Origin of the sequence: Amycolatopsis orientalis DSM 43388 (assembly GCF_000411975.1) — a bacterium.
GTDB classification, from domain to species: domain Bacteria; phylum Actinomycetota; class Actinomycetes; order Mycobacteriales; family Pseudonocardiaceae; genus Amycolatopsis; species Amycolatopsis orientalis_D.
The window spans coordinates 1-19309 of sequence record NZ_ASXG01000073.1 but is presented as its reverse complement, the minus strand read 5'-3'; the positions used below and the strand labels follow the sequence as shown (position 1 = coordinate 19309).

The 19309-nt window shown below is 70.5% G+C and carries 19 protein-coding genes and 1 pseudogene; 9 read left to right on the top strand and 11 right to left on the bottom strand.

What is annotated here, in order from left to right:
- Positions 1-3: 3 nt before the first annotated feature.
- Positions 4-390, bottom strand: coding sequence for a nuclear transport factor 2 family protein (locus L942_RS12870; RefSeq protein WP_051165911.1), 387 nt, complete (start codon positions 388-390; stop codon positions 4-6).
- A gap of 64 nt (positions 391-454) precedes the next feature.
- On the opposite strand from L942_RS12870, the gene L942_RS12865 reads away from it, so the two are divergent.
- On the top strand, positions 455-931 hold the full coding sequence (locus tag L942_RS12865) for a MarR family winged helix-turn-helix transcriptional regulator (protein ID WP_440201313.1): 477 nt from the start codon (positions 455-457) through the stop codon (positions 929-931).
- 403 nt (positions 932-1334) lie between these two features.
- On the top strand, positions 1335-2324 hold the full coding sequence (locus L942_RS12860; protein ID WP_037359456.1) for a malate dehydrogenase: 990 nt from the start codon (positions 1335-1337) through the stop codon (positions 2322-2324).
- Positions 2325-2467: 143 nt separating this feature from the next.
- Here L942_RS12860 and L942_RS12855 read toward each other — a convergent pair whose 3' ends face one another.
- Positions 2468-3535: a Gfo/Idh/MocA family protein gene (locus tag L942_RS12855; protein ID WP_037359452.1), complete on the bottom strand. Its 1068-nt coding sequence runs from the start codon at positions 3533-3535 to the stop codon at positions 2468-2470.
- Between the two features lie 91 nt (positions 3536-3626).
- Between L942_RS12855 and L942_RS12850 the strand changes: the two genes are divergently transcribed.
- From L942_RS12850 to L942_RS12840, 4 genes and pseudogenes are all read left to right on the top strand, one after another.
- Entirely contained in the window at positions 3627-4265 is a 639-nt protein-coding gene (locus L942_RS12850; RefSeq protein WP_037359449.1) for a TetR/AcrR family transcriptional regulator, read from the top strand.
- 133 nt (positions 4266-4398) lie between these two features.
- A pseudogene (locus L942_RS45340) lies at positions 4399-4788 on the top strand (hypothetical protein); the annotation flags it as partial.
- Between the two features lie 190 nt (positions 4789-4978).
- Positions 4979-5260, top strand: a complete 282-nt coding sequence (locus tag L942_RS45335; RefSeq protein ID WP_235079080.1) for a hypothetical protein — start codon at positions 4979-4981, stop codon at positions 5258-5260.
- A 347-nt stretch (positions 5261-5607) separates the two neighbouring features.
- Positions 5608-5859, top strand: coding sequence for a hypothetical protein (locus tag L942_RS12840; protein ID WP_037359447.1), 252 nt, complete (start codon positions 5608-5610; stop codon positions 5857-5859).
- 80 nt (positions 5860-5939) lie between these two features.
- On the opposite strand, the gene L942_RS12835 is transcribed toward L942_RS12840, so the two are convergent.
- The 5 genes from L942_RS12835 to L942_RS12815 form a co-directional block, all read right to left on the bottom strand.
- Positions 5940-7676, bottom strand: a complete 1737-nt coding sequence (locus L942_RS12835; RefSeq protein WP_051165910.1) for a glycosyl hydrolase family 18 protein — start codon at positions 7674-7676, stop codon at positions 5940-5942.
- A gap of 176 nt (positions 7677-7852) precedes the next feature.
- The gene (locus tag L942_RS12830) at positions 7853-9097 is read right to left on the bottom strand and encodes an MFS transporter (RefSeq protein ID WP_235079072.1); all 1245 of its coding nucleotides are present in this window, start codon (positions 9095-9097) and stop codon (positions 7853-7855) included.
- Positions 9098-9324: 227 nt separating this feature from the next.
- A complete protein-coding gene (locus tag L942_RS12825) occupies positions 9325-11376 on the bottom strand; it encodes a M3 family metallopeptidase (protein ID WP_037359438.1) in 2052 nt (683 codons plus the stop codon).
- Between the two features lie 91 nt (positions 11377-11467).
- A complete protein-coding gene (locus tag L942_RS12820; protein ID WP_037359436.1) occupies positions 11468-12172 on the bottom strand; it encodes a histidine phosphatase family protein in 705 nt (234 codons plus the stop codon).
- Between the two features lie 29 nt (positions 12173-12201).
- Positions 12202-13044 carry an undecaprenyl-diphosphate phosphatase gene (locus L942_RS12815; RefSeq protein WP_037359433.1) on the bottom strand — a complete coding sequence of 281 codons (843 nt, stop codon included), beginning with the start codon at positions 13042-13044 and terminating at the stop codon, positions 12202-12204.
- A gap of 161 nt (positions 13045-13205) precedes the next feature.
- Between L942_RS12815 and L942_RS12810 the strand changes: the two genes are divergently transcribed.
- The 3 genes from L942_RS12810 to L942_RS12800 all read left to right on the top strand — a co-directional run bounded on the left by L942_RS12810 (position 13206) and on the right by L942_RS12800 (position 15501).
- Complete coding sequence (locus L942_RS12810; protein WP_037359430.1) at positions 13206-14168, top strand: aldo/keto reductase; 963 nt, start codon at positions 13206-13208, stop codon at positions 14166-14168.
- Positions 14169-14266: 98 nt separating this feature from the next.
- Positions 14267-15280, top strand: a complete 1014-nt coding sequence (locus tag L942_RS12805; protein WP_037359427.1) for a YncE family protein — start codon at positions 14267-14269, stop codon at positions 15278-15280.
- Positions 15277-15501, top strand: a complete 225-nt coding sequence (locus tag L942_RS12800) for a DUF5703 family protein (RefSeq protein ID WP_037359424.1) — start codon at positions 15277-15279, stop codon at positions 15499-15501. Before L942_RS12805 ends, L942_RS12800 begins: the two co-directional genes overlap by 4 nt.
- A gap of 39 nt (positions 15502-15540) precedes the next feature.
- On the opposite strand, the gene L942_RS12795 is transcribed toward L942_RS12800, so the two are convergent.
- The 4 genes from L942_RS12795 to L942_RS12780 are packed head-to-tail and all read right to left on the bottom strand — an operon-like array spanning position 15541 to position 19113.
- Positions 15541-16269 (bottom strand): SRPBCC family protein, encoded by a 729-nt coding sequence (locus L942_RS12795; protein ID WP_037359421.1) that lies wholly within the window; start codon positions 16267-16269, stop codon positions 15541-15543.
- Positions 16262-16864, bottom strand: coding sequence for an ArsR/SmtB family transcription factor (locus L942_RS12790; protein WP_037359418.1), 603 nt, complete (start codon positions 16862-16864; stop codon positions 16262-16264). Before L942_RS12790 ends, L942_RS12795 begins: the two co-directional genes overlap by 8 nt.
- Before the next feature lie 33 nt (positions 16865-16897).
- Positions 16898-17791 (bottom strand): alpha/beta fold hydrolase, encoded by an 894-nt coding sequence (locus tag L942_RS12785; RefSeq protein WP_037359416.1) that lies wholly within the window; start codon positions 17789-17791, stop codon positions 16898-16900.
- Positions 17791-19113: a M20/M25/M40 family metallo-hydrolase gene (locus L942_RS12780; protein ID WP_037359413.1), complete on the bottom strand. Its 1323-nt coding sequence runs from the start codon at positions 19111-19113 to the stop codon at positions 17791-17793. Before L942_RS12780 ends, L942_RS12785 begins: the two co-directional genes overlap by 1 nt.
- Between the last annotated feature and the right edge of the window lie 196 nt (positions 19114-19309).

Genomic DNA, 19309 nt, shown 5'->3' with positions numbered 1-19309 from the left:
GGTTCAGCGGGCGAACGCAGGCGGCGCACCCATCGGGCTGAGGTGCATCCCCGCGATCTGCCAGCCGTCGTCGCCGCGGACGAGGACGTGCGTCGCCCGGAACGTGCCGTCCACGCGCTTGCCCTGATGCGTCGCTTCCTGCTCGTGCACGCCGATCGCGATCGCCGTGTCGCCCCGCACCCGCACGTCGACGTCGCGCCAGTCGAGCCGCTCCGTCACGAGCGCGCCGGACCGATAGCGGTCCAACCACTGCTCCCGGTCGAGCACGAAACCGAGCGGCCCGACGAGCCGGAACTCGTCGGCGACCAGGCCGCCCAGCGTGTCCAGGTCGCCCGCGACCTCCGCGGCAGCCCAGCGTTTCCCCAAGTCAGCGATCTCCGTGGAACTCATGATTCCCTCCAGTGCCAGTCCATGCGACACCACAAACGTTAGAGACCAAACCGTTCGACGTCAAATGATTAGAGTTCGACGATCCTGCGGTACCGTCCTCCCCGTGCCCCGACCCGCCACCCCGCCGCTCGGCGTCCTCCTCGCCCGCACCGCCAAGACCGCGGGCCAGGCATTCGACCGCGCTCTCGCCGAGGTCGGCGGATCGCAGCCGGTCTGGCAGATCCTCATCGCGCTCAAAACGCGCCGGCACGCCAGCCAGCGCGAACTCGCCGACGCCGTCGGCATCCAGGGCGCGACACTCACCCACCACCTCAACGGCATGGAGACCGCGGGCCTGCTCACCCGCACCCGCGACCCGGAAAACCGGCGCGTGCACCAGGTCGAACTCACCGACTACGGCGAGCAGACCTTCCACCGCCTCGCCGACGCCGCGATCGCCCACGACAAGCGGATGCGGCGCGGGTTCACCGACGACGAAATAGCGACCCTGGCGGCATTGCTCACCCGGCTCGCAGACAATGTGACGCGAACGGACCCGTGAGCGTCCGAGGAAACGGGTCCGAGCCGTGCGGCTACCGGGTCGGCGGGCAGGTCTTCCGAGCGAAGCGGTAAACCGTCTGGACGCTGCCGTCGGTCGAGTCCATCGCCAGGAAGCTCGTCCTGGCCGCACGGTTCGTAGACAATCGCGTCCGAGCCCCCCCCAATGAATGGAGCAACGTGTTCACAAATCGTTGACAAAAGCTGTTATGGACAATTGACGAATCAACACAAATGATGCACAAAAATCAACCAGGCAAAACCACCGGCCCGGCGGCTTCGCCCACGCATCGCAGGCGGCCCGAACGTGATCCTGGCTACCGTGACTGGACGCACCCGGACGACGCCCGCCGGTAGGGCTAGCATCCTCGGTACTAGCCAAAGTCGTCTCAAGCTGGAGAAGCGCAATGACCCAAGCCCCTGTCAACGTCACCGTCACCGGTGCGGCCGGCCAGATCGGCTACGCGCTGCTGTTCCGCATCGCGTCCGGTCAGCTGCTCGGCGCCGACACCCCGGTGAAGCTGCGGCTCCTGGAGATCCCCCAGGCGGTCAAGGCGGCTGAGGGCACCGCGATGGAGCTGGACGACGGCGCGTTCCCGCTGCTGGCCGGCATCGACATCTTCGACGACCCGAAGCAGGCCTTCTCCGGCGCGAACATCGGCCTCCTGGTCGGCGCCCGCCCGCGCAGCAAGGGCATGGAGCGCGGCGACCTGCTCGAGGCCAACGGCGGCATCTTCAAGCCCCAGGGCGAGGCCATCAACGCCGGTGCGGCCGACGACATCAAGGTGCTGGTGGTCGGCAACCCGGCCAACACCAACGCCCTGATCGCCCAGTCGCACGCCCCCGACGTGCCCGCCGAGCGCTTCACCGCGATGACCCGCCTCGACCACAACCGCGCGCTGGCCCAGCTGGCCAAGAAGCTCGGCGTCGCGGTGACCGACCTCAAGAAGGTCGCGATCTGGGGCAACCACTCCGCCACCCAGTACCCGTCGGTCCAGCACGCCGAGGTCAACGGCAAGAGCGTCGCCGAGGCCATCAACGACCAGGCGTGGCTCGCCGACACCTTCATCCCGACCGTTGCCAAGCGCGGCGCCGCGATCATCGAGGCCCGCGGCCTGTCCTCGGCCGCGTCCGCCGCCTCCGCCGCGATCGACCACGTCTACACGTGGGTCAACGGCACGCCGGAGGGCGACTGGACCTCGGCCGGCGTCGTCTCCGACGGCTCCTACGGCGTCCCGGAGGGCCTCATCTCCTCCTTCCCGGTCACCGCGAAGAACGGCAAGTACGAGATCGTGCAGGGCCTGGAGATCGACGACTTCTCCCGCCCGCGCATCGACGCCTCCGTGGCCGAACTGGTCGAGGAGCGCGACGCGGTCCGCAAGCTGGGCCTGATCTGAGGTTCGTTGTCCGCGATGGCCGCCCCGGTTTCGGGGCGGCCATCGCTGCTGTTCGGGTCTTTAGCCTTGTTTTGGGGTTGGTTAGCGGTCAGCTAGGAGCCGAACGTGGCTTGCATCTGTCAAACCGGCTGCCGTATAGGTCGTTATACAGTTGAAAGCAGCTCATGCAGCCGGCTGGCGACGGCGAAGTCGGGCACCGTGTGGGCCCCGTCGCGAAGGTCCGCGGCCAGCTGCTCGTAAAGCCGGCCCACATTCGCCGCCTGAACCGGCAGGGCACTCGGATCGCTCACTGGAACCACCGTCCACTCCGGACTTCCGGGCCGCGACCGGCGAAGGTCCAGCCGGCCGATCTGCAGTTGCGCCGCCCAGGGATCGGTCTCCGGCGCGGAAGTCAGCGTGAGACTTCCTTCCGTGCCCGCGATCTCGATCCGAGTCCGGGGCAGCACCGCTTCCCCGTCGTGCAGATGGACCGACACCACTGCCCCACCGTCGAGTTCGGCGTGCGCCAGGAAGTGATCCGGCGCGGTGACGTCGATCCGCTCCCCTGTTTCAGCGACCTGATGAGAGCCGTACCGGATCGAGGTCCGCGCGGTCAATTCCCGGACCGGACCGAGCAGGTGCTGCACCAGATCGAGCGCGTGCCCGCCGAGGACCTCGACCAGCCCGACCCCGGTGCCGCGGTCGTAGGTGTAGGCCGTCCAGCCAGGGACGTCGCGGGTGTTTCCCTTGCTGCGCGAGCTGTAGACGGTCGCGGACTGCACGGTTCCGATCTCCCCGGCGGCGATCATCGAGCGGGCCCGGCGGACGGTCGGCGAGAACCGCGCCTGCAGACCCACCGCCGTGTGCATCCCGGCCCGCTCCCCCGCGTCCGCCAGCGCGGCGGCTTCCTCCGCGGTCGTCGCCAATGGCCACTCGCAGTAGACGTGCTTGCCCGCCTCCAGCGCCGCGGTCACCAGCTCGGCATGCGCGGGCACCTTCACCGTGACGACCACCAGGTCCACGTCCGGATGCTCGGCGAGACTCCGGACGTCCGTGAAGGCGTGTTGTGCTCCAAAGCGGGCGCGTGCCGCTTCGGAGCTGCTGCTGCGCGTGGTCGCGACGGCGGCGAGCGAGAACTCGGGCGACGCGGCGATGGCGGGAAGGTGCGCCCGCACCGCCCAGCCCCGGCCCGGGTTCGCGCCGACGATTCCGACGCCGATCGGCTTGGTCAAGCCCCACCTCCAGTAAACGGGTCACCTTGTTCCGCTTGTGCCCAAGCTACCAGAACCGGAACAAGCTGACCCGCTTCGTTAGACTGCGGGAATGCCGGACTCCGCCGTCGCCGCATTGCTCGCCCAAGGCCGCCCGCGTGCCGACGCCCAACGCAACGTCGAACGACTGGTCGCAGCGGCCCGGGAAGCACTCGACGAGCTGGGGCTCGCGGTCACGACCCGCGACATCGCGCAGCGGGCGGGCGTCGGACTCGGGACGCTATACCGGCGGGTCCCGTCGCTGGACGCACTCCTCGCCGCCATCCTCGTCGACACCATCGACGAGATGACCGGCCGCGCCGCGCACGCCCTCGACTCCCCCGACCCTTGGCAGGGATTCGCCGAGTTCGCCGAGGCCTACGTCCAGCTTCGCGCGTCGAGCTGCGGTCTGCACGACGCCTTGTCCGGCCGCGGCGAACGGCTTGACCTCGACGGACACATCAACCGCCTGCAGAAAGCGGTGCGTCAGCTGGTCCAGCGCGCACAGAAAGCCGGCGTGCTGCGTACCGACCTCGACTGGCGGGATGTCCCGTTCGCGCTCGCCACGGCGATCCCAACGGACCACACGATCGGCCTCGTCCCGGACGACGACCAGTGGCACCGGAACCTCCGAATCATCCTCGACGGCCTGCGCCCGGCACGATCGCCCGCTCCAGCAACCCCTGCAGAACCCGCTGCTCCTTCGGACTGAGCCCGGCCAGCGGCGATTCCCGGGCCAGCAGTTCGAGCAACCGCTCGCGCAGCGATCGCCTGAGGTTCGTCACGCTCCCATCCTAGCAACTCCATCAAGCCAGAATAGTTATAGATTGAATGTTTCTAGCTTGATGCTTTATCGTCGAGGCGGACCGAGGGAAGGAAACGAGATCGTGCTCGACGACCGACTGCGCCGACCCGCGACTCTGCGCTCCGTCCACCTGGGAGCGACAACGGTGACCTACGTGCCGGACGGGGCGGTGCAAGGGAATCCGCACCGCTGGCTACCCGACAGCACAGCCGAGACGTGGGCTACGCACCCCGAGTACTTGGACGACGACGAGTTCCTCGTCGCGAGCATCGGCGGGCTCCTGGTGGAACGGGACAGCCGGGCGTTGCTGATCGACGCCGGATTCGGACCGCAGTCGGTACCCGCCGAGCCCGACGCACCGAACGGCGTGCTGTACGGCGGCGCGTTGCTCGACAACCTGGCCGCGCTCGGGCGCAAACCGGAAGACCTTCAGGCGGTGGCGTTCACGCACCTGCACTCCGACCACATCGACTGGGCAGCGCAGGCGGCATTCACTCAGGCCGAATACCTGATTCCGGTGCCCGAGTGGGAACAACGCGCGCTGTCCGGCGAAACCGAGGCGATGGCACCGCGGGTCCGCATGATCGAGGACGGCCAGGAGGTGTTCCCCCGGCGTCCGGGTGCGCTTCGCCGCCGGGCACACCCCAGGGCACGCCGAGTACGTCATCACCGACGGCGGCCAACGGCTGATCACGTTCGGCGACGCCGTGCATTCGCCGGTGCAGATCGAAAACCCCGGCTGGTCCTGCGGGTACAACCACGATCCGGTCGAGGCGGCCAGCCATCGCCGGAAGCTCGTCGCCGAACTGGCCGAACCCGGCACGATCGGCTTCGGAAATCACTTCGCCGACGTGGTCTTCGGGCACGTCCGCGACGGGCGCTGGCATCCGCTGCACCGCTAGGGTCGGCGCATGGCCCGGCTGATCCACCTCAACGGCCCCAGCGGCATCGGGAAATCCACCGTCGCTCGGCGGTACGCCGATCTTCACCCGGGAGTACTCGATCTCGACGCCGACCAGGTGGTGACGATGATCGGCGGCTGGCGGACCGCGTTCTGGGACACGCTGCCCGCCATGGCGACGGCTCGCCCTCGCCATGGCGGAAACACACCTGGCCGGGCACGACGTCGTCCTGCCGCAGCTGGTGACCCGCGTCGAGCAGGCCGAGCGGTTCGAGGAGGCGGCCCGCGCGGCCGGTGGCGAGTATGTCGAGATCATGCTCGCCGCACCCCGGCCGCAGGCGAAGGCGCGTGTTCGCCGCGCGCGGCGAACACGCGGCGTCCGACGCGATGGCCGAACTGGGCGGTCCGGTCCTGCTCGACCGGATTCACGACCACGTCGCGGAGTACCTGCCGCTCCGTCCACAGTGCACGGTGCTCGACACCGAACACCTCGACCCGGACGAAACGTGCGCGAAGGTCGCGGACGTCGTTGCCCGCCACGCGGCGGCGGAGGCACCGAGTGCACGGACCGGCGACGAGCCTGCCCTCGGCACCTCCTGAGCTCTTTGCCTGGGACCGAAAGTTGGGCTCGAGGCGAGCAAATCGCCTCGAGCCCAACTGTATACGTCGTTATACACTAATCAGCTGACCGAAATGTCGTCCGCATAGATCGGGCTTTGGCCGTACCAGCCGTGGACGTACACCGTCACCGCGCCGGACGAGCCGGTCGTGAACGGGATGGTCAGTTTGGTCCAGCTGGAGTTGGAGGTCCACGAACTGGCTGTCGCTCCCCCGCGGACGCCCGCGTAGGCGTATCCGCCCTGGACCCACGCCGTCAGCGTGTACGCGTGGTTCGGCGCGAGCGTCAGGTTCTGCGCCGCTTCCCCAGTGGTCGACGCCGTCGGCGACACCTGCAGCGCGTGGTTGCCCGAGTGCACTGGCGAGGACACGATCGTCCCGCCGGTCCACGGGCTCAGTGCCCCGGTCTCGAAGTTGCCGTTGACGACGCTGCCGGTCGGGCTGGTTCCGTTGACAGTCAACGTATACGTCGCCGAGTGACTCCCGCCTCCCGCGACCGAGCCGGTGATGGTCAGCGGGTACACGCCGGGCTGCGTCGCGGCGGTCGTCGTGATCGACAGGTTCGCGCTCTCCCCTGCCTTGACCGTCGCCGGGCTGACCGACGCGGTCACGCCACCCGGCGCGCCGCTCACCGAGAGCGAAATCTGTTGCGCGGCACCGGAAGTCACCGCGGTGGTCACCTTGCCGGTCGCCGAACCGCCCGGGTCGACCGAAGCCGAGGCCGGGCTCGCCGACACCGAGAAGTCGTTGCCCGGCTGCGGGGTTCCGCCGGTGAACGGGGCGAAGGTGTGGCTGAAGTACCAGGTGTCCTGCGGAATGCCGGAACAGGTGTCCTGCGCTCCGGTGCCCGGGCAGCTGCCGTTGTCTCGTTGGAGCGCCCAGAACGACAGCAGGTTGATGCCCTTGGACACGGCCCAGTTGTAGACCGCCACCGCGTCCGCCGTGGTGAACGTTTCGGCCGCGCCGAAGTCGTCGATGCCCGGCATCTCGGTGATGCCGACCATCCCCCACAGCTGTTGCTGCGTCTTGTCCGGATACAGCGACGCCAGCTGCGACACCAGTCCGGCCGCGGCCGTCTGGGTGTCCTGCGCCATCTCGTGGCTGGCGTTGTCGTAGTAGTCGAAGGTCATCAGATTGACCACGTCGACCTTGGCCCCGTTGGAAACCGCGTTCCGCAGCACGTCCAGCGCGCTGGCCAGGCCGGTCGTGGTGGTCGGCAGGGTGTAGGAGATCTGCAGCTGGCGCCCGTTGGCCGCGGCCCAGTCCTGGACCTTCTTGATCGCCTTGTTGCGGCGGTCGATGCCGGCCGAGTTGGTCAGCGAGTTGTCCTCGATGTCCATGTCCAGGCGCGGCACGTCGTAGGTGGTGATCAGCGATTCGTACGCGGCCGCGATCTGGTCGACGTTCGCGCAGCTGTCGGCGATCTCGGTGCCGTCGTGGTCCGCGGTGTAGCCGCCGAACGACGGGATCACGTCCCCGCCGCGCGAGCGGATGGTGCGGAAGTCCGCGCCGAACGTCGAATCCGCCACCGGCATGCCGGCGTCGCCGTTCCAGAGCACGGTGCACGAACCCGACGACGCGGTCTGCAGGAACGCCATCGTCAGATGCTTGACGCCGGCCTCCTGGGCCATCGCCGCCGGGCTCTGCCCGTTCCAGGACTCGAAGTAGGGCGCGAACACGTGGTTCGGCAGCGGGGTCGCGGCGTGCGCGGGCGCCGCAGTGACGACCAGCACCCCGAGCGGAGCCGCCGCGGCGGCCAGGACAGCGGACAATCGGGACAAGCGGCTTCTTCGTCGCATGCGGGCTCCAGTGCCGGGAAAAGGGGGCCGTGCGGCGCGGCGGCGCACGGCCGGAACCTTCCCAGAATTGGACTGGACCAGTCACCTGTCAAGGTCTAGACCACTAATGCGGCCGAACGGCCGGGTCGGATCGTCGGGCGCCGCTGGGGGCTGGCGGACCACCAGCCCCCAGCGGATCAGCCCACCTGCTCCTTCGCCGGAGCCGGCGCGCCGAGCGAAAGCTTCGTCGACCGGGTGGTCAGCGAGATCGCCGCGGCGGCCAGCGTCGACACCGCCAGGAAGCCGAACGCCGCGGCGAACCCGAACCGGTCCGCCAGCCAGCCCATCACCAGCGGCGCGAGCACGCCGGCGAGCTGGCCGCCGGTGTTGACCAGGCCCATCCCCGCGCCGACGAGGTCGCGCGGCAGCACCCGCAGCGGGAGTCCGACGATGCCGATCGAGGCGAGGCCGCTGATGAACATCGCGACCGTCTGCAGCACGGTGAACCCGGTCGCCGAATCCGACAGCAGCATCGCGACGAGCACCCCGGCCGCGGCGACGAGCGCGGGCACCACGAGCCAGCGCGGGCGGTGGTCGAAGTACCGGCTCATCAGCCAGCCGCCGATCAGCACCGCCGCCGCGCTGACCAGCTGCGGGATCGCCGCCGAGACCCCCGCCGCGACCAGCGACAGGCCCTTGGTCTCGACCAGGTACGACGGGACCCAGGTGATCATCCCGTAAGCCAGCATGTTGAAGCAGGCGAACATCACCGCACAGCGGATCACCAGCCGGTTCCGCAGCACCCGCGACACGGGCACCTTCACCGGGGCGACGCGCGCTTCGGGTTCGGTCAGCTCGCGCGGCAGCGGCGCCGGCAGCAGCCGCCACAACGCCAGCCCGACGAGCAGCCCGGCCACCGCGACGATCCAGAACGTGTGCCGCCAGCCCACGGCCACCACGAGCGGCGCGACCAGCAGCGGGCCGAGCCCGGCCCCGACCGAGTTGGACGCCAGCAGCAGTCCCGCGCCGCGGCTGCGGCCCTCCTGCGTCGTGCGCTCGGCCAGCGCCTTGAACGCCGCGCCGGGAAACAGCGCCTGCGCGAACCCGAACGCCGCCCGCAGCACCAGCAGCACGACCAGCCCGGGCGCGAACCCGGTGGCCGCGGTGAACACCGACCAGGCCGCCAGGGAAATCACCAGCAACGGCCGCGCGCCCACGCGGTCGGCGAGCAGTCCGCCGGGCATCTGCCCGACCAGGTAGGCGATCGCGAACGCGGAAACGACCAGCCCCTGCGTGGTCTTGGACAGCCCGAATTCCGCGCCGATCAACGGCAGCGCGACCGCGATCATCACGCGGTCGATGTAGTCGATGATGAAGACGCCGACCAGCAGCGCCAACGTGGTCCGTTCGGTCCGCCGCACGCCCGCCGCGGAACTGCCCATGCTCACCGTCGGATCCTCCTTGATTCGGCGACGCCGCATTGTGCGGTCAGGCACCCCCTCCGCGGCTTCGTCGGATCCACCGAATCCCGGGCCCGCACGTCAGCGGATTCGACGAAGAAGCAGGTTCGCGCAGGTCAGCGGCGCGCGTCAGCGAGGTTCTCCGGCCGGACGCCACACGGCGGGGCCGGTCAATCCAGCCCCGCCGTATAGGTCGTTATACACTCGGCTTACGCGCCCGACAGCCCCCGCCGCTTCAGCAGCGGCTCGATTTCCGGCGCGCGGCCGCGGAAGGTCGCGAAGGCCTCCATCGGGTCGACGCTGCCGCCGCGGCCGAGCAGGGTCGCGCGGAAGTGGTCGCCGTTCTCCCGCTTCAGGCCGCCGTTCTCGGTGAACCACTCGACGGTGTCCGCGTCGAGCACCTCGCTCCAGATGTAGGAGTAGTACCCGGCGCTGTAGCCGCCCGCGAAAACGTGGTTGAAGTATGTCGTCCGGTAGCGCGGCGGGACGCTTTCCAGTGCCACGCCCGCCTTTTCCAGCGCCTCGGCCTCGAACCGCTGCACGTCCTCCACCCGGTCGTCCGGGCCGAGCCGGTGCCACGCGAGGTCGAGCAGCGCCGCGGCGAGGTACTCGGTGGTGCGGAAGCCTTCGCCGTACTGCTGCGCGGCCTCCAGCAGCTCGACCTGGCCGGCCGGCAACGGCTCCCCCGTCTCGTGGTGCTTGGCGTAGTTGGCCAGGATTTCCGGCCACAGCATCCACATCTCGTTGACCTGCGACGGGTACTCGACGAAGTCGCGCGGCACGTTGGTGCCGGTGAAGGTCGGGAACTCGACGCTGGACAGCAGCGAGTGCAGCGCGTGCCCGAATTCGTGGAACGCGGTGCGCACCTCGTCGAGCGAGAGCAGCGTCGGCTCTCCCTCGCGCGGTTTGGTCACGTTCAGCACGTTGACCACCACCGTGCGCCGCCCCAGCAGCCGCGACTGGTCCACGAAGTTGTTCATCCACGCGCCGCCGCGCTTGGAATCGCGGGTGTAGTAGTCCATCAGGAACAGGCCGAGCCCGCTGCCGTCGGCGTCGAAGACCTCGAAGATCCGCACCTGCGGGTGGTACTTCGGCAGGTCGTGCCGTTCGGTGAAAGTCAAGCCGTACAACCGGTTCGCGGCCGTGAACACGCCGTCGTGCAGTACTCGGTCCAGTTCGAAGTACGGCCGCAGCGCCGCGGTGTCCAGCTGGAACCGCTCGCGCTCCACCTTCGAGGCGTAGTACGCCCAGTCCCACGGCTGCAGCGTCGCTCCCGGCACGTCCGCTTCCAGCAGCTGCTGCAGTTCCGCCGCCTCGGTGCGCGCGTTCGCCACCGCCACCGGCGCGAGCCGCTCCAGCAGTCCGCCGGCGGCCTCGACGGTCTTGGCCGTCTCGTCCGCGATCACGTACGCCGCGTGGTTCGGGTAGCCCAGCAGCGCGGCCCGTTCCGCGCGCAGCCGCGTGATCTCCTCGACGATCGCGTTGTTGTCGTATTCGTTGCCGCGGTTGCCACGCGACACCGAAGCGGTGAAGACGCGCTCGCGCACCGCGCGGTTTTCCAGCGACGCCACGGCCGCCTGCGCGGTGGGCAGCGTCAGGGTCAGCACGTACTTGCCTTCGAGACCGCGTTCGGCCGCCGTCTGCGCCGCCGCCGCGATCGCGCTTTCGCCGAGCCCGGCCAGCTCCGAGGCGTCGTCGAGCACGACCGCGAGATCGTTGGTGTCCCGCAGCAAGTTCTGGGAGAAACGGGTCTGCAGCGTCGAAAGCTGCTCGTTGAGCGCGCGCAGCTTCGCCTGGTCCTCCTCGGGCAGCCCGGCGCCCGCGCGGCTGAAGTCGGTGTACCGGCGCTCCAGCAACCGCAGCTCCTCCGGGTTCAAGCCCAGCTCCGCGCGATTGCGGTACAGCGCGTCGATGCGGGCGAACAGCCGCGGGTTGAGGTGGATCGCGTCCGCGTGCGCGGCCAGCTTCGGGGCCAGCTCGGCCTGGATCTCCTGGATCTCGTCCGTCGCGTTCGAGCTCGAGATGTTGAAGAAGGTTCCGGACACCCGGGTCAGCAACGCGCCGGCCCGCTCGAGCGCCGCGATCGTGTTCTCGAAGGTCGGCTCGGCCGGGTCGTCGGCGATCCGCTCCACGTCGGCGGCGTGCTCGGCGAGCCCGGCCTCGAAGGCGGGCCGGTAGTGCTCGTCGGAGATGCGGTCGAACGGCGGCAGCTCGTACGGCAGGTCGCTGGGGACGGCGAACGGGTTGTCCGGGGAAATCATTCGGGTTTGCGCTCCTGGTTCTCCACAGGGTTTTCCACGTGGTTCCGCCCACCCTACGGGGTCCGGCACCCGACGGAAGGACTGTCGGCCGTCAGCGCCCCGTGCTTCCGCCGACGACCGCGTCGCTCGAAGCCTTCTTGCCGCGGCCGCGTTTCTTCGGCGGGGGCGGCACGATCCCGGCCAGGTCGCCGCCGTGCTCGTTCACCCGGAGCACGAACGGCCGCGTTTCGGTGTAGCGCACGACCGACACCGCGGCCGGGTCCACCACGATCCGCTGGAAGGCGTCGAGGTGCTGGCCCAGCGCGTCGGCCAGGATCGACTTGATCACGTCGCCGTGGCTGCACACCACCCACACCGCGTGCTCGCCGTGCTCGGCGGTGATCCGGGCGTCGTGCGCGCGGATCGCGGCGACGGCGCGCGCCTGCATCTCGGCGAGCCCCTCCCCGCCCGGGAAGACCGCCGCCGACGGGTGCGCCTGCACCACGCGCCACAGCGGTTCCTTGACGAGGTTCTTGAGTTCCCGGCCGGTCCACTCGCCGTAGTCCACTTCGGACAGCCGAGGCTCGACGACCTTCGTCAGGCCCTGCGCGGCGGCCAGCGGCGCGACGGTCTGCTTGCAGCGCAGCATCGGCGACACCACCAGCTCGGCGACCGGCACCCCGGCGAAGCGCTCGACGAGGGCGGCGGCCTGCGCGCGGCCGGTGTCGTCCAGCCCGACCTTCGGGGTGCGCCCGGCGAGGACGCCCGAGCCGTTGGCCGTGGACTTCCCGTGCCGGAGCAAGATGACCGTACTCACGACGCCACCCTAACCGGTGATCGGCGGGGTCAGCCCCCGGCGGGTCCCGCGTTCGGGTCGAGCACGCCGCCGAAGACCAGGCCGAACAGCACCGCGCCGAGCACCACCCGGTAGACCACGAAGGGCACGAAGCTGCGCTTCTTGATGTAGGCCATCAGCCACGCGATCACCAGGTAGCCGACGCCGAAGGCGACCAGCGTGGCCAGGATCGTCGGCCCCCACTGCGCGTCCTCGCCGTTCTTGCCGATGTCGGTCAGCTTGTACAGCCCCGAGCCGAACACCGCGGGCACCGCGAGCAGGAAGGAGTACTCCGCGGCTTCCGACCGGGTGTAGCCCATCAGCAGGCCGGCGCTCGTCGTGCCGCCCGAGCGCGAGACGCCCGGGATCAGCGCGAGCGCCTGCGCGAAGCCGTACGCCAGGCCGTGCGGCACGTTCAGGTGGTCCAGCGTCCGCTGCTGCTTCGCGGTCCGGTCGGCGAACAGCAGGATCAGGCCGAACACGATCAGCGTCGTCGCGGTGATCCGCAGGTCGCGGAACGCCCGGTCGATCTCGTCCTGCAGCAGCAGGCCGAGCACCACGATCGGCAGCGAGCCGACGATGATCAGCCAGCCCAGCCGCGCGTCCGGGTCGCGCCGCCAGCCGGGGCGGTACAGCGAGAAGAACCAGGCGCGCAGGATCCGGCCGATCTTCGGCCCGAAGTAGAGGATCACCGCCAGCTCGGTGCCGATCTGGGTGACCGCGGTGAACGCCGCGCCCGGGTCGCCCCAGCCCGCCAGGGCCGCGACGATCCGCACGTGCGCGCTCGAGGAGATCGGCAGGAACTCCGTGAGCCCCTGCACCAGCCCCAGGACCAGGGCCTCGAACCATCCCATCAGGCCGCTCCCGCCGGTTCGCCCGCCCGCACGGGGCGCAGTCCGATTCGCACGGTCGCGAACCTATCGGGTGGTTCGGCAGGACCGCCGCGAGGGCCCCGGTCCGACACGGGGCCACCTTGATCGGGCCGGGGCGGGTCCGACGGCTACGCTCGGCGGTCGTGGAAAAGCGACAGCTCGGCCGGTCGGGACTGCGGATATCGCGGATGGCCCTCGGCACCATGACGTGGGGCGGCGACACCGATCCGGACGAGGCGGCCAGCCAGCTGGTCGCGTTCGTCGACGCGGGCGGCACGCTCGTGGACACCGCCGACCTCTACGCCGGCGGCGAGGCCGAGCGGATGCTGGGCGAACTGCTGTCGGACCTGGTGCCGCGCGAGGACGTGGTGCTGGCCACCAAGACTGTCGCCCGCCGCAGCGACGGCCCGTTCGGCGGCGGTGCCTCGCGCGGCGCGCTGCTGTCCGCGCTCGAGGGGTCGCTGCAGCGGCTGCGCACCGACCACATCGACCTGTGGCAGCTGCACGCGTGGGATTCCGGCGTGCCGATCGAGGAAACGCTGTCCGCGCTCGACTACGCGGTGACGAGCGGCAAGGTCCGCTACGTGGGCGTGTCCAACTACGCGGGCTGGCAGCTCGCCACCGCCGCCTCGCACGCCACGGTGCCGTTCGTGTCCGGGCAGTTCGAGTACTCGCTGCTGGAACGCGGCATCGAACGCGAAGTCGTCCCGGCCGCGGCGCACCACGGGATCGGCCTCCTGCCGTGGGCCCCGCTCGGCCGCGGCGTGCTCACCGGCAAGTACCGCACCGGAACGCCCGCCGACTCGCGCGGCGCCTCCGCCGAGTACGCCGGGTACGTCGAACACCACCGCACCGAGCGGGCGGCGCGGATCGTGCAGGCGGTCACGACCGCTGCCGAGGGCCTCGGCACCTCGCCGCTCGCGGTGGCGCTCGCCTGGGTCCGCGACCGGCCCGGGGTCGCCGCGCCGGTCGTCGGCGCGCGCGACACCGGCCAGCTCACCGGCTCGCTCGCCGCTGAGGACCTGACGCTCCCGCCCGCCATCCGCAGCGCGCTGGACGACGTCAGCGGCATCGAGTTCGGCTATCCGGAACGGGGCACCCGGTGAGCCGCAGGTGTCGGGTCGGTGACACGGGCGTGACGGTTCGGCGATCGTGGAGGATGCTGGAAGGATCTGCTCGCCGGAGCTTTGCTGGAGGTTTCAAGGTGCGTCGGCTCACCGCCGCCTCGCGGATCGCGATCCCGCTGGCCGGTGCGCTCGCGCTGTCCGCCTGTTCGTCGTCGGCGCAGCCGAAGGACGACCTGCAGGTCGTGGCCAATCCGACCGCCGCGAAACCGGCGGTCTCCCCCGCCCGCGCGACGCCGCCGGCCGGGCAGGTGCTGCCGATGCCGGTGGTCTCCGCGATCGCCGCCGACCAGCAGAGCCGCACCCTCGTCGTCGCCCTCAAGCAACCCGCTGAGCTGCGACTTTACGACCTCGGCTCGCTCGGCGCGCCGAAGAAGACCGTCCCGCTGCCCGGTCCGGCGGAATCGCTCAGCGTGTCCGCGGGCCAGGCGCTCGCCGGGATCCCGGGCAAAGGCGTGCTCGCCCGCGTCGCGCTGCCGGGCGGGCAGCTGACCGCCGAGAAGGTCGCCGGGCAGCCGGCCGCCGGGGTCGCCGACGGACCGGACACGCTCGTCGCGGTCCGCGACCGCAAGGCCGTCGAGGTGCTGGCGAACGGCTCGGTGGCGAAGACGATCACCGGCCAGCTCTACAGCGCCGACGACGTGGTCAACACCGGCAACGGCGTCGTGGTCCTCGACCGGCTGCGCACCGCCGTGTTCAGTGTGGACGTGCAAGGCGGGACCATGGACGAAGGCCTGCGCGCGGGCGACGGCGCCGCCAACGCGGTCGCCGACTCCTACGGCCGCGTCCTGGTCACCGACACGCGCGCGGGCGCGCTGCTCGCGTTCTCGACCAACCCCCTGATCCTCCGCCAACGCTACCCGGTGCCGGGCAGCCCGTACGGCCTCGCCTACGACGCGAAGCGCAGCCTGGCGTGGATCACCCTGACCGCCCGCAACGAGGTCGTCGGCTACGACGTCCGCGGCGGAGAGCCCGTCGAGAAGTACCGATTCCCGACCGTGCGCCAGCCGGACACGGTGGGCGTCGACGACCAGAGCGGCCGCGTGTTCGTCGGCTCGGCCGCCGGAGAAGGGACCCAGGTGATCCAGCCATGACGACAGTCGACGAGGCGGTGGTCGAAGGGGATTGGGAGTATCGCCGCCTGCGCCTCCCCCCGGCGGTGTCCCGGCGCGCGGCGATGATCCAGCTCTCCATCCACGCGGAGTTCGCGGGCTGGGAACTGCGCACAGTCCGGCTGTACGCCGACGGGACGCGACGAATCTGGCTGCGGCGGAAACGCACGGCGGCGGACCACTCGACGGGCCTCCCGACCTGACCTGCCTGCTGTCCGTTGCGCGGAAGGTGGTCTGGCTCGTCAGCCGAGCGCGGTGATCCACTCCGCCCACTTGGCTTCCTCGGCCGCCGCGTCGACGTCCGGTCCGACGATGTGGTGCGTCGCCACCAGCGGGCCGCGGAAGCCTTGCAGGAAGCAGAAAAGTCCCTGTTCGGTACGGATCCCGACGGTCTGGCTGTTCACCGCGTACACCACGCCGTCCGCCCCGTCGAGCCGGACTTCCGCGCCCACGGTCAGCTGTTCGACGCCCAGCTCCTTCGCCAACGCAGCCCACAACGCCGGCCAGTCCGTGACGGCCGCCGATCCGAACGCGGTGACCGGTGTCGCCGTCCGGCCCGGGAAATGCCGCACGAACTCCACCAGGTTGCGGAAGAACAACGCGCCGCCCGCCTGCATCGCCTCGAATTCGTCCGCCCAGTCGTCGCCGGGCAGGAAGCCGCTCGTGACGCAGCGGATCACCGAACTGCCGCCGTCTCGTCCCTCGACGAGGAATTCGTACGCGATCCGTCGTCCGTCCGGCTCCGGTTCGCCGCCGTAGGCCAGCCGGTGCGGCGGGTCCCACGCGGTGATCGCGTGCGTCGGCTCGTACGCGGCGAACGCTCCGCGCACCGCGCCGCCGACCCCGCCCTCGACCTCGTTGCGGCCCATGAACCACGAGTCGATGCCCGGCCCGGTCGCGATCGCCGCCCAGACCTCTTCCGGTTCGACCGGGACCTCGGCGACGTCGACCTCGCGGAATTCCTTACCCATGCCCGTTTTCCTCCCCCGTCGGCACGCTCGGGTGCACCGCCAGCACCACCCGGTGCGCGCGGCCGTTCTCGGCTTTCTCGTCGTGGTACTTCGCCACCAGCGTCGTCACCGCCGTCGCCAGTTCCTCCGCGAACGCCGCCCGGTCGGCGGCCGAAGCGAACCGGACTTCGCCGTCGAGCGCGAAGGTGGCTACGCGCTTCTTCGCTTTCGCCGCCCCGGTGATCAGGATTCCGACGTCGCGCACCAGCCGTCCGGCGACCGCCAGCAGCCAGCGCGCGGAGAGCCGGTCCGGCGACTGCGCCGGATCGGGCTGCACGGCGGCGAGCGCGGACGGCGAAATCACGTAGGACGCCGCGGTCGCCTGCATCATCCGCTCGGTGACGTTGCCCTTGCGCCGCTCCTCGACCAGCTCCACGAGGCCGTGCTTCTCCAGCGCGCGCAGGTGGTAATTGACCTTCTGCCTCGGCAGGTCGACGCGGGCGGCCAGCATCGTCGCCGAGGCCGGCTGGGCCAGTTCGGCCAGCAGCCGGGCCCGGACCGGATCCAGCGACACCTCGGCCGCGGCCGCGTCCTCGATCACCGCAACGGGAAACATGCGTCCCATCGTCGCGCCTGAACACTTAGCTTGTCAAGACAGGTTTTCTTGTCGGTAGACCTCGTGCACCACCGAGGCGATCCGCGGAACGACCTGCGCGGCGGCCTCCAGCGGCACCACGTGCCCGACGCCGGGCAGCACCACGGCGTAGCCCTGGGCGAGCCCGCCGACGAACTGCTCGACGTCCGCGGGCGCGACGATCCGGTCCCGCTCTCCCACGATCGCTGTCACCGGCAGGTCGCCGGCCAGCGACAACGCGGCCTCGCGCGCGTAGGCGTCGAGCGCCGGCCGGAACTGCGCGACGGTGTGCGGCCAGTTGCCGCGGATCATCTTGACGGTCAGCTCGACCAGCTCGGGATCGGGATCGTCGCCGAACAGCCACCAGCGCAGCCCGGCGCTCACCGCGCGGCTGGTGTGTTCGCGGAACACGCCGTACAGCTTCGCGCCCAGCACCATTTCCAGGTCTTGGGCGACCTTGCCGAGCGCGTTGGGCCAGGCCGCAGACGCCTCGGTGGCCAGCCGCCCGGACGAGGTCGACAGCAGCACCAGCCCGCCGACGCGCGCGGCGAACAGCTCCGGATGCCGCTGGGTCAGCGACATGACCGCGAGCCCGCCCATGTCGTGGCCGACGAGCACCGCCCGGCCGTCCGGGACCTCCCGCTCGAGCACCTCGGCGAGGTCGTCGGCGAGCTGGCCCATGGTCGCGGTGCCGCGCGCGGCCCGGCCGGATTCGCCGTGCCCGCGGTGGTCGTAGCTGACCACCGCGAGCGGATGCTCGACCGCGTCCGGCAGCAGCGGCGCGATCCGGCCCCAGCTCCGCTGGTCGAGCGCGTAGCCGTGCAGCAGCACGACGGTCACGGCCGCCGCCGGGTCGCCCCTGCGCACGAGGTGCAGGGGCGTGCCGTCGGCGAGCCGGAAGGCGGACATCAGGACGAGCGGAGGAACCGGTCCAGCACCCGGACGCCGAACTTCAGCGCGTCGACCGGGACGCGCTCGTCGACGCCGTGGAACAGCCCGGAGAAGTCGAGGTCGGCGGGCAGTTTCAGCGGCGCGAAGCCGAAATTGCGGATGCCGAGCTGCTGGAAGGATTTCGCGTCGGTGCCGCCGGACAGCATGTAGGGCAGGGTGCGCGCGCCCGGGTCCTCGGCGAGCACCGCGGCGGTCATGGCGTCGACGAGCGCGCCGTCGAACGTCGTCTCGACCGGCGGCAGCTCCATCCATTCCTTCTCGATGTCCGGGCCGAGCAGCTCGTCCAGCTCGCGGTCGAACGCCTCGATCCGCCCCGGGAGGATGCGGCAGTCGACCGCCGCCTCGGCGACCGAGGGGATCACGTTCGACTTGTAGCCCGCGGTGAGCATCGTCGGGTTCGCGGTGTCGCGCAGGGTCGCGCCGATCATCCGGGAGATGTTGCCCAGCTTGGCGACCGCGCCCTCGAGGTCGTCCTCGGGAAAGTCCCAGCCGGTGATCTCGGTGACGCCGGCGAGGAACTCGCGCACGGAATCGGTCAGCACCAGCGGGAACTGGTGCTGCCCCAGCTTCGCCACCGCCTCGGACAGCTTGGTGACCGCGTTGTCGCGGTGGATCATCGACCCGTGGCCGGCTGTGCCGCGCACGCGCAGCTTCATCCAGCGGATGCCCTTCTCGGCCGTCTCGATCACGTACGCGCGGACGTTGTCCTTCAACGTGATCGAGAAGCCGCCGACCTCGCTGATCGCCTCCGTGACGCCCTCGAACAGCTCCGGCCGGTGCTCCACCAGCCACTGCGCCCCGTACTTGCCGCCCGCCTCTTCGTCGGCGACGAACAAGAACACCAGGTCGCGCGGGGGGACGATATTGTTGATCTTGTAGTGCCGGGCGAGGGCCAGCGTCATGCCGACCATGTCCTTCATGTCGACCGCGCCGCGCCCCCAGACATACCCGTCCTGGACCGCGCCGGAGAACGGGTGCACCGACCATTCGGCCGGGTCCGCGGGAACCACGTCGAGGTGCCCGTGGATCAGCAACGCCCCGCGACTGGGGTCGGCCCCCGGCAGCCGCACGACGACGTTGTGCCGGTCCTTGCCGCCGGACTCGACGTAGGTGATCTCGTACCCGGCGTCGGTCAGCTTCTCCGCGACGTACTCCGCCGCGACCCGCTCGCCCACGAGGGTCTCGGGGTCGCCGGTATTGGTGGTGTCGATGCGGATCAGCTCGCTGGTGAGCGTGACAGCCTCGTCCGCGGCGGCGTCGATCAAGTTCGGTTGGGTCACCGGCCATTCCTATCATCCGCCACGCGCCCACGCCGCCGTCCCGGCGAGTGGAACCCGCATCGGGCGCGGCGAGCAGGAGTCCGCGAGGGCAACCCTCACGACCAGCCACCCCACCCACCCGCGAACCGCACCGCCGCACCCACCCATCGAGGCACCCAGCCCCCGCCCTGCACCCCGATACGAAGCCTCCCTGCGG